The organism is Oribacterium asaccharolyticum ACB7, assembly GCF_000238075.1.
Classification (GTDB): domain Bacteria; phylum Bacillota; class Clostridia; order Lachnospirales; family Lachnospiraceae; genus Oribacterium; species Oribacterium asaccharolyticum.
Genome location: NZ_JH414506.1, coordinates 132477 through 146808, shown reverse-complemented (window position 1 = coordinate 146808; position 14332 = coordinate 132477). Strand labels below are relative to the sequence as shown.

The following is a 14332-nucleotide window of genomic DNA, read 5'->3' as shown; positions in this document are numbered from 1 at the left end:
GTGTNTTTTTTATTATTCTGTGCTTCCTACAGAAAGCCTCTGCAAAAGACCGTTTTGCAAATTAAAGATTGCACTTTGATCCTTTGCTACAGCGGAACGATTTTCTTCCTCTGCATGGGAGAGTTCTTCACGTAGGATGGAAATATGCTTTGGAGCATCAATCGCGATACGCACTCCATCTGCAGCGGTTTCAATCACTGTAAGACGAATATTATCCCCGATTAAGATGCTTTCATTCTTTTTTCTTCTTAAGATTAACATGGTTTTCCTTCACCTCTTTCTCCCACATCCCTGTGGGATATTCGCATTTTATACTGCAGCTTTCTTTTCTTGAACAGAAGCGAAGCTGCCCAGGGTATGCTTATAGTCGTAGCCGCTAGATTCCAGTATCACTTGCATTCCCTTATGATTCTCGGGATTTATTACCAAAGGACACTTCAGATTCACGGTATTACTCAAATAATCTTCGCGTAAAACACAGGTTACATAGTAACTTAATTCTTCGGCATTCTTAACTCCTAAGTAACTAAGCTCCTCCTCTGTTAAGGTAGGCGCATAATCCGGATCTAAAGTAAAGGGATTGATTACCACAAACGCCAAGTTCGGGTCCTCCACTCCATGCAAAAGAAGAATGGTAGAGTCTTCTTCTTCGTTTAAACAAAGCGGAAGAAAATGTTGTACTTGACTGAAGCCGAAAAGCCCGTCAGGAAAGAAAAACAAATCCTTCTCTTCATAATCAATAACACCATAGTCTTTGGTATGTAATTGCATAATTTCCTCCATAGAATAATAATGAAACAGGATACACTAGCTTACTACGTCCATACTCACGCCCATTTCAGGCGATTTTGGAAAATAAACAAAATCTCCAGTGTACTCAAACTTTACTTCCGGCATTTGGGTAATGATGGTCATGTTCATCGCAGGAAGATAAGTGATTTCTCCCTGATGTACCCTCATCTCAAAGGCACCCCGGTCCTGTAGATAGCCGGCATTTTTTTCTTGTGATAAAGCCTGCCTTTCGGCATACGCTTCCAAATTTTCTGCGGCCGCGCGCTGCGTATTGCTTGCAGTGTAGAGATTCGGGGTAGCAGCCTTCTGCTTCGTAAGGGGTAAAGCTTCCGGATTTATCTCTTGTGCGGCTGAACTTTTATGCAAAGAAGCCTGTACATGTTGCGTGGCTCTTTGGTATTGAATATTGACTGCACGTTGAAAATCTCTATCGGATTTCCCGACGTTTCGAGATTCAATGGCACTTACGCGAAGCTCTCTCCCTCGCGCTTCGTCAAGTAAATCAGAGGGGACCAGCCTTCCGCCCATGGAGAGGTGGAGAGCTCTGAAGTCCGTTGTACTAATCTTTAAGACTTGTCCCATACGCGCCTCCCTCTTAAAAACCCGTGTATTATGCGAAAGAAAAGCATCTCCGCATAAAGCGGGTTGTCAGGAATAAAAACATTTCAGAAAAATGTTTCCACTCAGGAAGAGTAAAACTCAATCCTTTCAGAAAGAGTTTTACCCCTTGCTCTCTTGGTCAGGTTAATGGAGAGATGACCATATTTTTTTATCTACCTACAAAATCAAACAAAGAAGATTGCATGATATTTGCCCCCACCTTCATGGCTGCATTGTAGCTGTATTGGTAGGAATACATCTTTACCACTGCATCATAAGGGTCGATGGCCAGTTTAGAGCTGTATTCAGCTTGCAGGGTATCCATAGTGATGTCCAGCTTAGACTGTGTTGCTTCTAATGCGGCATACTTAATACCCAAAACGCGGTAGGTGTCGCTGACCCTGGACTCCGAATCATCATTTTGATTGATGAAGTCGGAAAGGTCTTTATGAAAACGCTCTTTTGCGGTAGACACATTGGTGTTCGTTTTTAAAGCTTTCACATAGTTGTGGGTAGTCAGAACACTCTTAGACAATAGGGCTACAGGAGAATTCATGAGAGAATCTTCCTCAGCCACTACCGGACCGCCGTTACTTGCTCCTTTGATTCGGTTAATGGCATCCGTGTCACTTAGGCCCTTCAGCGTATCGGAGGAAAGACCGGTAATCATGTTCAGGCCTCCGGTATAGGTATCAAGAAGGGTGCTGCGATCACGAAGAGAGCCGTAACCGGTACTCATCTTGCCTTGTTCTCTCATAGCGGAGAGAATCAATTTCAGTGTGTCTCCTTCTCCCAGTGCCGTGCCGTCACTCGCCTTTCCGGAAAATTCATTTTTATAATTGGTTCCGTCGTAGCTGTATTTGATATTCAGCTCGGTTGCTTTTTCATCTCCCGGGAATTTGTGGGAATAAGTCAAGGTAACACTGGGCGGTGCACCGTCCAAATCCTCCTTTAAGGAGAAGGGGACGGTAGTCATATCATTTCCTCCATAGACATAGAAGTTGTCATACTGAGAATTTAAGGTGTTGACTACGGAATGCAATCTTTGGGTGAACTCCGACTCGAAGGTTTCCACGGTAGATGCATTTGCGTTGGTTGTGTCATTTTTTAAATTGACTACTTTCGTATTTACGGTACGCATATCATCCTGGATACTGAGCGCTCCTTTTTCCTGCTGATATAAACGGTTCTTTACATCATCGATAACGGTTTTCTTCGCTTCAGCATCATTGTGCTGATTTTCTATACGTTTTCCTGCGTAATAAGCAATGGGGTCTTCCTTGGCCTCATTGAATTTTCTTCCGTTTCCGACCTGCTCCATGGATTTGTTTAATTTGGTGTGCAAATCATTTACGGATTTAGCATAATCTTGATAATAAGTCCTTGCGGTTACTCTCATTTTCTACTCCTCTATAATGGTAAGAGTCTTAAAAAAACACTTTTTTCTTTCATGATATATATCGTTCGAGTCCTGCAAAACTATAAGTGAAATGCAAAACTTGTCTTATAAAAATGCAGTTTCCGGGAGTTTATGAGTTTATTTCTTTTTGGAAAACATGGTAGTATACTGCTTATCGGAACAGGTATGATGTTAAATAGGGAAAAGGATGCGGGAGACGGAGAGAATGAAAAAACTATTACTGATTGGAACGGGAGGTACGATTGCCTCCAGGGAGACGGGAGACGGACTGAGCCCGGGGCTTCAGGCGGAGGAAATCGTGAGTTTTGTTCCGGAAGTGCGAAATCTTTGCGAAATAGAGGTTTTGCAGCTTTGTAATATCGACTCCACCAATATGAATCCGAAAATATGGAGAGAACTTGTACAGGCGATTAAGGAGAACTTTGACCGCTATGACGGCTTTGTGGTCTTACACGGGACAGACACAATGGCGTATACCTCCGCAGTCTTAAGCTATATGATTCAGCATTCCCGAAAACCTATTGTGGTGACGGGGTCACAGAAGCCGATTGACCGGGAGGGAACGGATGCCCGAGTGAATCTGCGAGACAGTATTCTCTATGCTATGGATGATTATTCGGAAAATGTGGTTCTTATTTTTGACGGAAATGTAATTGCCGGAACTCGGGCAAAGAAAATGCAGGCACGTTCCTTTAATGCATTTCAAAGTGTGAATTTCCCGGTGCTTGCGAGAGTACAGGACGGAAGAATCATCCGCTATTTACCCTATATTCCGGAGCGTGAGCCTGTCCGATTCTTTACGGAAATCAGTGATTCCGTCTGCGTGTTCAAACTGATTCCCGGAACCAGACCGGAATTGCTTTCTTATCTTTTCGAGAACTATGACTGTATTGTGATAGAGAGCTTTGGTGTGGGAGGAATCCCCGATGCCCTTTTAGATACCGTATACAGAGAAATGAACAAGTGGAAAGAATCGGGAAAGGTACTCGTTATGGCAACCCAGGTCATGAATGAGGGCTCGAATATGGAAATCTATCGGGTCGGCCAGAAGATTAAGAAAGACTTTCAGCTCATCGAAGCCTATGATATGACACTGGAAGCGGTGGTCACGAAGCTCATGGTGCTGTTGAAACAATACGGGAAATCCTATGAGGCATTGCAGAAGGCATTTTACCGGGAGGTCAATCACGACATTCTTTGTGCAGTGTAAAAGCAGGATATGCTCCTTACTGAGAACGATTTCTTCCATTTTATTTTCCTTCATTCTTATAAAGTGCGCTTGGCTTCATACGGCTTCGAACCGCCTGAATAATCGGTACTAAGAAGAGAGCAACAATTCCGCCGGCAAAGCCGTTGTTATAAAGGTTTGTACCATTGTAAACGGCACCGACATTTAAGGCTACGGAAGAGTGCAGGAAGCCGGCCACGATACCCCAGAAGATGCCGAAGTCTCCCGTAATGGGCGCTAAAGTAGTGGAGAGAATCAAGGTGAGAGTGGCGCTGGGATCCCGCAGATCCCAGATCTTTAAATAGCTTGCAATAATGACGCCCAAAAGAACAGGAAGGATATTTCGGATATGCTTCCCCAGGGCACTGAATCCGACTACGCAGAAGATAGAACCGATAGTCGGACCGTTAAAATCTCCCCCGACGGCAAAAAGAAGGACGGTCATAAGAAGTCCGTTAATGCCCATATTCAGGATAGTGGGGTAGTCTCCATATTTTTTCAGAAAGTCCGTCCCTCCCTGTCCGCTTTCCTTCAGCAATTCCCTATAGGAAGAAACCGTATCATCTCCACCCAGAATGAGGGTGATGAGGATCAGAGTCAGGAAGAGGGAGAGAAGGCTGAAGAAGCCGAAGGGTCTGTGCGAGCTGTCCCAAAGCAGACGGGATTCGATTTTTGCGCCGAAGGACTTCATCAGAGAGGTTACAATAATGGCGATAATCCCGCAGGAAAAACCGACATTGTAGAGGGAATATCCCATATGCGCGTGCTTTGTGTGCAGGGAAATGGGGACCAGAACATAGCCGATAACGATTCCGACAGCAATGGCAAGCAGCAGTTGACCGAAAAAGGGGAAGTTCTTCATCAGGATAATCTGCGTAATGATAGGCGAGAGGGTGGTTCCGTAAAAGCCGATATAGAGATACTTCTTAATAGGAACACGATGTACCTTGGCATAGAGGACATAGCCTATGAGGATAGACCAGATATTTAAAAGGTTCTTGCCGAAGAGAGAAAAACCGAACATCAGACAGGCCGCTACGATACAGCTTCCGTCAAAGTCGGATTTTGCGATGCAGAGAATGCCTAGAGATAAAATGCTGAGACAACCCGCATTAAAGAAGGCTGCACCGACTCCGCCCACCACAAAATAATCGGAAATCAGGATATCCGGCTCCCGAACAATATTCCGAAGGCCTGAAAAAATTTCCGAAAGGGGCTGTTGAGAGAGGCTGATCAGCATAAAATACAGCGGAACGGTACACATTAAGAGATATCTTTCCCAGTTTGGCAGGACATGGTGTAAAAGTTGGATGTTCTTCTGCACTTTTTCGTGCACGTCTTTTTGAAAAAAATGGAAGTTCATTCTTTTATTCCTTCTGTTTAGAGAGTAGAACCGTAATGCGGCAGAGATGATAAAAAATATAAGATTAGTGTAAAGGAAATAAGAATAAAAGGAAATAGGAAATCGGATCAATACCATCGAAAATCGGATAGATACAATCGGAAATCGGGTCGATACAATCGGAAATCGGGTCGATACAATCGAAAATTTGACAGATACAAAAAATCAGGAGTGAGCGGGTTCTCCCGCTACACTCCCGATTCTATACGAGTATCGCTCGCGAAGCGCAAGGGATCTCGTTTGGAATGAATATTCTATTTTATCTGCCGATGGAAAGCAAAGTTTCCAAAGTATTGTTTAAGGTGGTCATCAGTCTTGCCGCAGCATTGTAGGAAGACTGATAGGTCATCATGTTTGCCGCTTCCTCATCCAAGCTTACACCGGAAATCTGATCTCTGGAAGTATTGATTCCGTCCAGAACAGCTTTGTTAATGGTGTAAGAGTTATTATTGGAATAAGAATCCGTTGCCAGAGTAGTGGATAAGTTATTCATATAATCCGCATAGCTGGTCTTGGTATTGTTCATCTTCATCATGGGAGAGGTCATCTGCTCCAGCATTTCCAAAACCGTATCCGTGGTATCGCCCTGATTGGTCGTTGACGGATTGTTACGGAAACCGCGGGTGCCGATATGCGTTGTACCGTTCACCCAACCGCGGGAAATACCGATGTTTGCTGCGGTTACCTCGGAAGGATCATTTCCGCCGGCCTTATCTTTGTTGATCATCAGAATATGATTCGGATTGGTCACGGGAGGGGTCTTCGTATAGTCCGTATTTCCCTTCTTGTTAATCTCATTCATATTCTTGGTAAAGGTTTCTGCAAGTAAATCCAGCTTTCCCATGTAATAATCATAGCTGTAAGCGGTCATTTCATTGCTGGCTTTTAAGTCTGCAAGGTTAATTACACCGCCTCCGTGCACCAAGGCACGAACATCGGAAGTGGAAAGCATATCGAGGCTGGCCTGTACCGTTCCGGAAGCAAAACGAACATTCTTGGTATTCGTTGTAAACTCATCGTTGTTAAAGGTTCCCGGAGTAGCGGTTCTCTTGCTGTATCCGGTGAATTTCAGCTGCGTGTTCAGAGGATTATCCTGAGAATAGGCAGGCTGTGGCGGAACGGTTGCGGGAGTCGGGGTAGCAAGCTCTACCTTTCCGACATTCCGGTGTCTTCCTGTCGAATCCTGAAGGTTACCGTCAATGGCACCGTTTACCAGGGTGATTTTCTTTACTTCGGCGCCGTTACCCGCACTGCTGTCCCGGTAAACAAGGTTTACGCGCAGGTCTTCCGGCCAGTCTGATCTTCCCGTGATGTTTCCGGCAGAATCATAATTATAGATTCTGTAACGGGTTTCCGTTCCAACCGTATATTCTTCCGAGAAACTTTCCGTTTCAATAGGAACATATTTGGAAAGCTCATCTAGTTTTTTATTTCTTTCATCCTGCAATTCCAAAACGGGACTTCCGAGAAGCTGATTTTTCTTGATGCGGGTATTTAAGTCACCGATTCCCTCAATCAGACTGTTAATCTTCTGGATAGCACCGTTTTCCGAGGTGCCGGTTCCGTCAATCTTATGAAACTCATTTTTCTGTGCCTGGACAATACTTTCCGCTGCGGAATTCATGAGTGTAGTCATGGCCTGCACTCTGGACATGAGCTCTCCTTCGTATACCGGGTCCTGCACTTTGGAAGGATCCTGCATATTGGTCAGAGACTTCTGGATATTATCAAAGGAAGCACGAATGCCGTCTACCTTAGTCTCGTCCAGGAAGAGGGAGAGAGACTTTAAAGACTCTCCGAGCCCTTCCGTATAGGCGGCTCTTCCGTTTTGCGTACGATACTGTTTATCCAAAAACTGGTCGCGAAGCTGCCGTACGCCATCCATGCCTACACCGAAGCCTACATTGGTATCATTTGAATTCATATAGAAGGAAGTGGGGTTCTCATAGTTAATGGAAGAAGTTTTTAACTCCTGCCTTGTGTATCCTTCCGTATTCATGTTTGCCAGATTATGTCCCACAAGATCCAGCTTTTTTTGATTCATCCGGAGTGCGGACAGTGCCGTATCAAACCCGGCAAAGGTTGCTCTTACCATAAATCCTCCTTAAAAGGGGTAAAAAAATCAAAAAAAAATAACGCCTAGACTCTTCTGTCTCGAAAATTTGTTACTTCAGGTTTTCCTTCAAGCTGTAGAGAAATGTCGCTTAGGCGAACCTGCAATATTCTATCGGCGTTTTCCTTGGAATTTATAAAACGATTTAGATTTTTTTCCAGAGCTTCGATCTTCTCTGCCCATTCTTCCCTCTCTTCCTCCGGAATCTCTTTTAAGAGGGCGGAAAGAGAAGTGGGAGCAAGCCCAAGCTCCTTTTGTAATTTCTCTCGTTTTTTTTCTAATCCCTTGAAACGAAGCAAAGTGGGCTGGGCCTCTGTCACCAGGGCATTGATTTCCTCCTGTGCATCTTTGGATGCGGCAATACTTAAGGAGTCTTCAAAGTCACAAAGAGCAGAGACCAAAAGGGAAAGCTCCGAAATAACGGGAAGGAGTTCTTTCCAATTTTTATTATTTTCAATGGTCATCTTTTTTCTCCATTAATCCTTATAGCCTAAAATCTTCTCGGCAATACGCTGTGCATTCGGACGATAAGTACCGGACTGCACCTGCTGATGAAGTTCAGCAACTCTCTTGTCGGAAGCACCTACCTTTAAGGAATCTGCAGTAGCCTTGGATAAAGCGGCTACGAAGCTTCTGTCATCGATTGCCTTTCCCTTGGAAATAGACACGGTATCCTTGTCAACTTTTTGAATCGATTCTGTCTGCTCTGCGGGTTTGTTTACTAAGGACGCCTGACGTGTTTGATAGTCTACTCTAGTGTTTAAATCAGGTCTAATAGAAAAATTCATTTTGTCCTCCTATCGGCGTTCTCTTATGAGAGTCATCGCCTTTCATCATTCCGTTTCCGTCTCTTTGCCTTCCGCTTGAAAGCTTCTTGCATGGGGGAAACACTTGGGGTATACTCCAAAACATAAATTTAAAATTTATTGGAAATACCTTTCTTCCCCTACTATATCGACGATAAAAGTGTCGATATAAGTACTATACAGTTAAAATGTGAATTTTTTATAATTTTTTTCACGACAGGAACAATTTTACACTTTTGGAGGAAAAATGGCAAATATTTTACAAGTGGGCTCCACTCCGGTTACCCCGGATACTTCAATACAGCATGGCAGGGTCACACCGGACCTATCCGTTAAGAACCCCGTCAATCCCAATGCCGTCAATCGTGCAGACGGGCAAGACACCGGGCAGGCGGGAAGCTCTACGGCGGAAGGACATTTTTCCGGAGTTGACTTTGAAGGGAATTATGCAGCCTTTATCCGGACCCTTTCCGAAACGGGAAATCTTCCTAAGGAAATGGAAACGGTCCTCTTTGGAGATGCCGCTATAGCCTTAAGCCAAAATAAGGGAGAAATCGGAGAAAGCATCAAGGAACTTTTTTCCGCCCTGGAAATGGAAAGTCCGGAAGACTTGAAGGCCTTTTTGCAAGAACAACAACAGTCTCAAATTAAGTTTTCGGGAAATCTCTTCAATAACTTAAGAGGGATGCTCAAGGAAAATATTTCTCCTTCCTTAAAGAATGCGATTTTCCGTTTTGCAAAAAGTTATAACGATTACAGCTCTTCCCCTCATTTTCTGGAGCAGTTAAAAACCATTTCGGAAGATATCGATAAATTATTACTGCCCTCTTTCCAGGGAGAGTTTGAGGATCTCCTCTCTCAAATGAACTTTGAGGAGAAAATGGGACAGACGGAGGGAAACACTTCCTTAATTAATAAGCAGATTATTCCCTTCCTTTCCAATTACATTTCCAGAACCCATGATTACGGGGCAGTGCGAAATGCCGTAGTCCTTTTTATTCTTTATGCTGTAAAGTATGAAAACGGGTCTGAAGAGTCTCTTGTAAAAGAAAAGGAAGCCCTGATGAACAATCCGGATTTTCGTCTTCTGTTTAAGGGGGATCCGGAGGAAGCTTTTCAGGACAGCTTGCAGAACCTGGATAGGAAGTCACAAAATACTTTTCCGAAGCTTTTCAACCAATTTCTTCAGGCCGGTGCGGAGGGAAAGGCGGGAACGGAACATATTTCCCACTTCCAGGATGTGCTGAAAGGACTTTTGGTAAATGAAAGCGTCTATATGCCGTTGCAGCACCTTGTCCTTCCTTTCCGTTATGAAGGAAAAGATGTGATGAGTGAGATGTGGGTTGAACAGGAGGCGGAGGATTCTTCAGGCGGAAAGCTGACAAAGATGCTGCTGAAATTCTCCATTCCGAATGTTGGGAACTTTGAAATGATTTCCGGAATAGCGAATATGCGGGTAGACATGAACCTGTATATGCCGGAAGATTTGATGGAGAAGCAGAAGGATGTAGAGGGAGTTCTTTCTACGATTTTACGGAGAAACGGGCTTTCCGTGGCGAATATCGGGATTTACAAAAAGACCAGAGATTTTCGGGTACAAGAGGTATTTCCGGAGATCAAGGAAGCGGAAAAGGGATTAAATGTAAGAATTTAGTCAAGTTTTCACTTCTATAAAGCTAAGAACTTGTCGATAAAGGAATAGAGTTCTTCAGAACAAAGGAGATAAGGTGACAGATTTTACCAGACTTATGGAGAAGAAGGCGGCTGCCTTAAAATATGACAGCGAGAAAAACGGTGCTCCGGTCATTGTTGCTGCAGGAATGGGCGAAATGGCGGAACGAATTACGGAAACGGCTATGAAGTCGGGAGTACCGGTCTATGAAGACGACAGTCTGGCGTCTCTGCTTACGCAGATGAAGCTGGGAGCGGAGATTCCCGAGGAACTTTTTCAGGCAATTGTAGAAATTTATATTTACTTCCTGGGCTTTACCGGAGATCCGGAAAAAGACAAGGAGGAAAGAGAAAAGAGGAGAGAAGAAAGAAAAAACGCACTCTCTTCTTAATAAAGTAGCCGTTTTTTACGGCCGGAAGAGGATGGAAATGAAGAGGATGCGGAATCATAATACAGGGATGGCTAAAAGAGAAGAAAGAATTACTTTACCGGGAAATAGCGGCAAGGGAGGATCTCTTTTGCATCTCCTTTGGAAAAGGCAGGTGTTTTTACTACTGTGCCTTTTTTTCGTGCTGCTTTTCAGAGAAAAGGTTTTTGCCGGAACCTCTCCGATTAAAAATATACGAATCAACATTAATTCCAAACTGGAAACAGGAGATTCCCCCGGGGATATTAAGCTCACGGTGGAAGAGACGGCCAAGCATGAGGTCGGCGTCGGCGCAAAGAGCAGTCTTTTTACGGTAAGTTCCGCGGAGTGGGGAGGAAGACAGGTCCCCTTTGTCTCTGTTGGAGATGAACTGCAGATGGTGCTCACCTTAACGCCGGTAGACGTAACGGAATATTTCTTTTTGGGAGCGTATCAGGCAAGCAGCTTTCATATCGAGGGAGGATACTATGTCTCCTCGAAAAGAGAAGGAGATGACCTGGTTCTTACCGTAAAGGTGCGTGCGGTACAGGGAAGCTATGATGCTCCCTCTTCCGTGGACTGGAATGAAAGAACCCTCGGAATGGCTTTCTGGAATCCCGGAAAGGTGGATTCGGGTTTCTATCATGTGCAACTTTTCCGAAATGGCAGTCGAATCTATGAAATCGAAAGAGTGGCGGGAAATCAGTATAATTTTTACCCTTATATGACCAGACCCGGTCGTTATCAGTTAAAAGTCAAAACTTTGATCAAGAATGATGCGGAGAAAAAATATGCCAGAAACAGCGGCTATACCGAGTCCTCGGAACTGCAAATCGATGATCGGGATGTTTCAGACGGAAAAGGCAGGCTGGGAGACAAGGTTGTAGGCGGAACGGAGAAAAAAATCGGTTGGAATCAGGAAGGGAATACCTATATTTATCGTAAGCCGAGCGGAGAATTCCTGACAGGCTGGGGACTGATTGACGGCTACTGGTATTATTTTCAGCCGGACGGAAAGATGGTAAAGGGTTGGCAGAAGATTGACAACAAGTGGTTCTTCTTTAACTTAAACGGGTCCATGGCCGTGGGCTGGATTAAGGACAACGGGCAGTGGTATTATCTCGTGCCGGATACGGAGGCGGGAAACGGTTTGATAGCCGGAGAACTGCTCCCTGCAGGATGGCATGTCATCGGCGGAAGGTACTACTACATCGATCCGGACGGAAAGATGCACAAGGGCTGGGTCTTTGATCAGGGAAAATGGTATTACCTAAATGAGTTGGAAAATAGCCTGGAGGGGGTTATGTTTTCCGGTTTTGTAGTGCGAAATGAAAAGACCTACTACTTGAATAAAAATGGAGCCATGGAGACCGGCTGGCTCAGTATAGACGGAAATTGGTACTATTTTCAGGAGGATAGTGGAGAAATGTTGAAGAACACGACGGTGGACGGCTTCCCTCTGAATGCGGACGGCATATTGGATCAAAATACTTTTACAAGGTAAATGAGGGAGGAAGAGTGATGAAAAAGCAGTGGCAAATGCAGGTGCATCCCGTGGACGGGAAAGAAATGCGGCAGGAAAAAAGAGAACTTAGGGTTTTGGAACTGGCAGAAAGATCCATTTTATTTCTGCTTCTCCTTTGGATTTTTGTTTTTTCTCTTTCCGAAAGAGCAAGAGCGGCAGAGTCTTCCGTCATCGAATCCGTGGATATAAGCTTCCAAAGTGATTTTGGAGGACAGGAGGAAATCCAGTCACCGAATATCACCGTCCAGCAGAACGATGTGGAAATTGCGGATATTCATTATATAAAGAGTTATGACGCCTGGGTGCCCGGACAGAAGCTCAGAGTGGAAATCCTTTTAAAGGCAAAGGACGGAAAGGTTTTTGCGCGGAGTTTAAATCGGGACAAGGTGAAGGTAAACGGTGCAAATTATGTGGAAGCCGGTGAGCGAAAGGGGAACCAACTCATGGTGAAAGCGGACTTTATTCCGAAAATGGCTTTGGGAAACGTCCAGTATGCAGCATGGAATGCAGCGCATACCATGGGAATTTGGCAAAAGGTGCGCTTTGCCCCATCCTATACCGTGACGCTCTATGGAGACAACCAGCTGGTGAAGGAATATACCGGGGTCAAGACGACTTATGTGGACTTTGCACAGGATATGAAAGACTTATCCAAAGTCTATTATTATGAGGTAAAGGCTGCTCCTTTTACGGAGGAAGAGAAAAAATACTTTAAGGAAGGGCAGTTTGTCACCGCAACAACGGATGAGGTGGAGGAACCGAAAGGGGATAAACCTGCCGATTTGGATGAGGAAGACAATATTGAAGCCTACATCGCGGCAGGAAACGGAGTACTGCCCAATGCTTGGCGCTATGTGGGAAGACACTGGTACTTTATTGATGCACAGGGAAAGGTGAAGAAGGGCTGGCTCGAAAGAGGCGGAGAATGGTTCTTTTTGAACAACAGAAGCGGAGCCATGGAGACCGGACTGGTGGAAACCTCTACCGGCAAGTTTGCTTATTTCAAGCAGGACGGGTCGATGATCAGCAATACCTGGTTACAGACCGGGCCGGATGTTTGGTACTATTTTGGTCTCGACGGCTATATGTATTACGGCTGGTGGAAGAATTCTGACGGAAACTGGTTTTATCTAAATCAAAGTTTAGGCGGAAAAATGCAGATTGGATGGTTGAAGTGGAATGAAAAATGGTATTATATGGATAAAAACGGCGTGATGCAAACCGGCTTCCGGGTCATCAACGGAAAGACCTACTATTTTAATGAATCGGGAGAAATGTTGACGAATACCACGGTCCAGGGAAAAAGACTTGGAGCGGACGGTGCGGCGGCATAAGAAAAAGAGAAGCGGAAGGCAAGCCTTCCGCTTATTTTTTTTATAGAGCTTGTCGATAGACTACTGTTTAGTATGATTTTTTATAGAAAAAGGGGTTTTTACAGCATGGCAAATGCAGTTTCCATACAGAACGGAATCCAGGGAGTCCTTAGCGGCGTTCGGAATAATGCCTTACAGACAACGACGCAGGGTGCATCCGGAACAAGCTTTCAGAATGTCCTGTCCTCGGTAGCACAGGGAGCAAGAAAAACGGCGGCCCTTCCCAAGGGTGCAGCGCAATATGAAGCTATTTTTGATGAGGCGAGCAGGACTTACGGTGTGTCAAAGTCGCTTCTTCTGGCTGTCGCAAAACAGGAGTCCAACTTTAATGCAAATTCCGTTTCCCATGCCGGAGCACAGGGAATCATGCAGCTCATGCCCGGAACGGCCAAAACGCTGGGCGTAAAAAATGCCTTTGACCCTTATGAAAATATTATGGGAGGAGCCAAGCTTCTTCGGGACAATATCAAGAGCTTCGGATCGGTACCGCTTGCATTGGCGGCATATAATGCCGGTCCCGGAGCGGTGAAAAAGTATGGAGGGGTTCCGCCTTATAAGGAGACACAGGACTATGTGAAGAAAATTATGGCGGATCTGGGAGACAGTGCAAACCGGGTGCAGAGCCATTTTACCTATAAGGGTGAGAGCACAAGTTCTTCCGGAAGTACTGTGGGAGCGACTACACCTTCCTTAGGATTAAATAGCGGTGATTTCGGAATTTCCGCAAATTCGTCATTACTTTCCATACTCGGCGGAGCGGGCGGCAATTCTCTTCTTCTTTCGGGCTTGATGCAATCTTTGCTCACCGGCGGTATTGCAAAGGGACAGGCAAGAGAAGCGGCAGCGGGAGATGGAGATCCTTCCACGGTGACAATCGATAAGCAAAGTTTTCAAAGCCTGCTTTCTCTTTTGCAGATGCAGATGATGATGCCTTCCCGTATCGGTGAAATCGGGGAATAAGGAGAAAGAACAGGATACTTAAGACTTTTTGGATA

General features: G+C 44.9%; 14 protein-coding genes. 6 read left to right on the top strand and 8 right to left on the bottom strand.

Features of this window, described 5'->3' with window-relative positions:
• Positions 1 to 12: 12 nt before the first annotated feature.
• The 4 genes from csrA to HMPREF9624_RS08500 all read right to left on the bottom strand — a co-directional run bounded on the left by csrA (position 13) and on the right by HMPREF9624_RS08500 (position 2791).
• A complete protein-coding gene (gene csrA / locus HMPREF9624_RS08515) occupies positions 13 to 261 on the bottom strand; it encodes a carbon storage regulator CsrA (RefSeq protein ID WP_009429325.1) in 249 nt (82 codons plus the stop codon).
• A 48-nt stretch (positions 262 to 309) separates the two neighbouring features.
• The gene (fliW, locus tag HMPREF9624_RS08510; RefSeq protein WP_009537404.1) at positions 310 to 771 is read right to left on the bottom strand and encodes a flagellar assembly protein FliW; all 462 of its coding nucleotides are present in this window, start codon (positions 769 to 771) and stop codon (positions 310 to 312) included.
• Positions 772 to 807: 36 nt separating this feature from the next.
• Positions 808 to 1374: a hypothetical protein gene (locus HMPREF9624_RS08505; protein ID WP_009537403.1), complete on the bottom strand. Its 567-nt coding sequence runs from the start codon at positions 1372 to 1374 to the stop codon at positions 808 to 810.
• A 187-nt stretch (positions 1375 to 1561) separates the two neighbouring features.
• Positions 1562 to 2791 (bottom strand): flagellin N-terminal helical domain-containing protein, encoded by a 1230-nt coding sequence (locus HMPREF9624_RS08500; protein ID WP_009537402.1) that lies wholly within the window; start codon positions 2789 to 2791, stop codon positions 1562 to 1564.
• Positions 2792 to 3017: 226 nt separating this feature from the next.
• Between HMPREF9624_RS08500 and HMPREF9624_RS08495 the strand changes: the two genes are divergently transcribed.
• Positions 3018 to 4022, top strand: a complete 1005-nt coding sequence (locus tag HMPREF9624_RS08495; RefSeq protein ID WP_009537401.1) for an asparaginase — start codon at positions 3018 to 3020, stop codon at positions 4020 to 4022.
• Between the two features lie 40 nt (positions 4023 to 4062).
• Here HMPREF9624_RS08495 and HMPREF9624_RS08490 read toward each other — a convergent pair whose 3' ends face one another.
• The 4 genes from HMPREF9624_RS08490 to HMPREF9624_RS08475 form a co-directional block, all read right to left on the bottom strand.
• Entirely contained in the window at positions 4063 to 5403 is a 1341-nt protein-coding gene (locus tag HMPREF9624_RS08490; RefSeq protein WP_009537400.1) for a DUF1576 domain-containing protein, read from the bottom strand.
• 298 nt (positions 5404 to 5701) lie between these two features.
• The gene (locus HMPREF9624_RS08485) at positions 5702 to 7537 is read right to left on the bottom strand and encodes a flagellar hook-associated protein FlgK (RefSeq protein ID WP_009537399.1); all 1836 of its coding nucleotides are present in this window, start codon (positions 7535 to 7537) and stop codon (positions 5702 to 5704) included.
• Positions 7538 to 7581: 44 nt separating this feature from the next.
• Positions 7582 to 8019 (bottom strand): hypothetical protein, encoded by a 438-nt coding sequence (locus HMPREF9624_RS08480; RefSeq protein WP_009537398.1) that lies wholly within the window; start codon positions 8017 to 8019, stop codon positions 7582 to 7584.
• 12 nt (positions 8020 to 8031) lie between these two features.
• The gene (locus HMPREF9624_RS08475; RefSeq protein WP_009537397.1) at positions 8032 to 8343 is read right to left on the bottom strand and encodes a flagellar biosynthesis anti-sigma factor FlgM; all 312 of its coding nucleotides are present in this window, start codon (positions 8341 to 8343) and stop codon (positions 8032 to 8034) included.
• 265 nt (positions 8344 to 8608) lie between these two features.
• Here HMPREF9624_RS08475 and HMPREF9624_RS08470 point away from each other — a divergent pair, with 265 nt between their 5' ends.
• From HMPREF9624_RS08470 to HMPREF9624_RS12110, 5 genes are all read left to right on the top strand, one after another.
• Positions 8609 to 10015, top strand: coding sequence for a hypothetical protein (locus HMPREF9624_RS08470; RefSeq protein ID WP_009537396.1), 1407 nt, complete (start codon positions 8609 to 8611; stop codon positions 10013 to 10015).
• Between the two features lie 73 nt (positions 10016 to 10088).
• Entirely contained in the window at positions 10089 to 10424 is a 336-nt protein-coding gene (locus HMPREF9624_RS08465) for an EscU/YscU/HrcU family type III secretion system export apparatus switch protein (RefSeq protein WP_009428179.1), read from the top strand.
• Positions 10425 to 10461: 37 nt separating this feature from the next.
• Positions 10462 to 11943, top strand: coding sequence for an N-acetylmuramoyl-L-alanine amidase family protein (locus tag HMPREF9624_RS08460; protein WP_009537395.1), 1482 nt, complete (start codon positions 10462 to 10464; stop codon positions 11941 to 11943).
• Between the two features lie 17 nt (positions 11944 to 11960).
• Positions 11961 to 13298 carry an N-acetylmuramoyl-L-alanine amidase family protein gene (locus HMPREF9624_RS08455; RefSeq protein ID WP_009537394.1) on the top strand — a complete coding sequence of 446 codons (1338 nt, stop codon included), beginning with the start codon at positions 11961 to 11963 and terminating at the stop codon, positions 13296 to 13298.
• Between the two features lie 105 nt (positions 13299 to 13403).
• Positions 13404 to 14297, top strand: coding sequence for a lytic transglycosylase domain-containing protein (locus tag HMPREF9624_RS12110; protein ID WP_009537393.1), 894 nt, complete (start codon positions 13404 to 13406; stop codon positions 14295 to 14297).
• Positions 14298 to 14332: the final 35 nt, after the last annotated feature.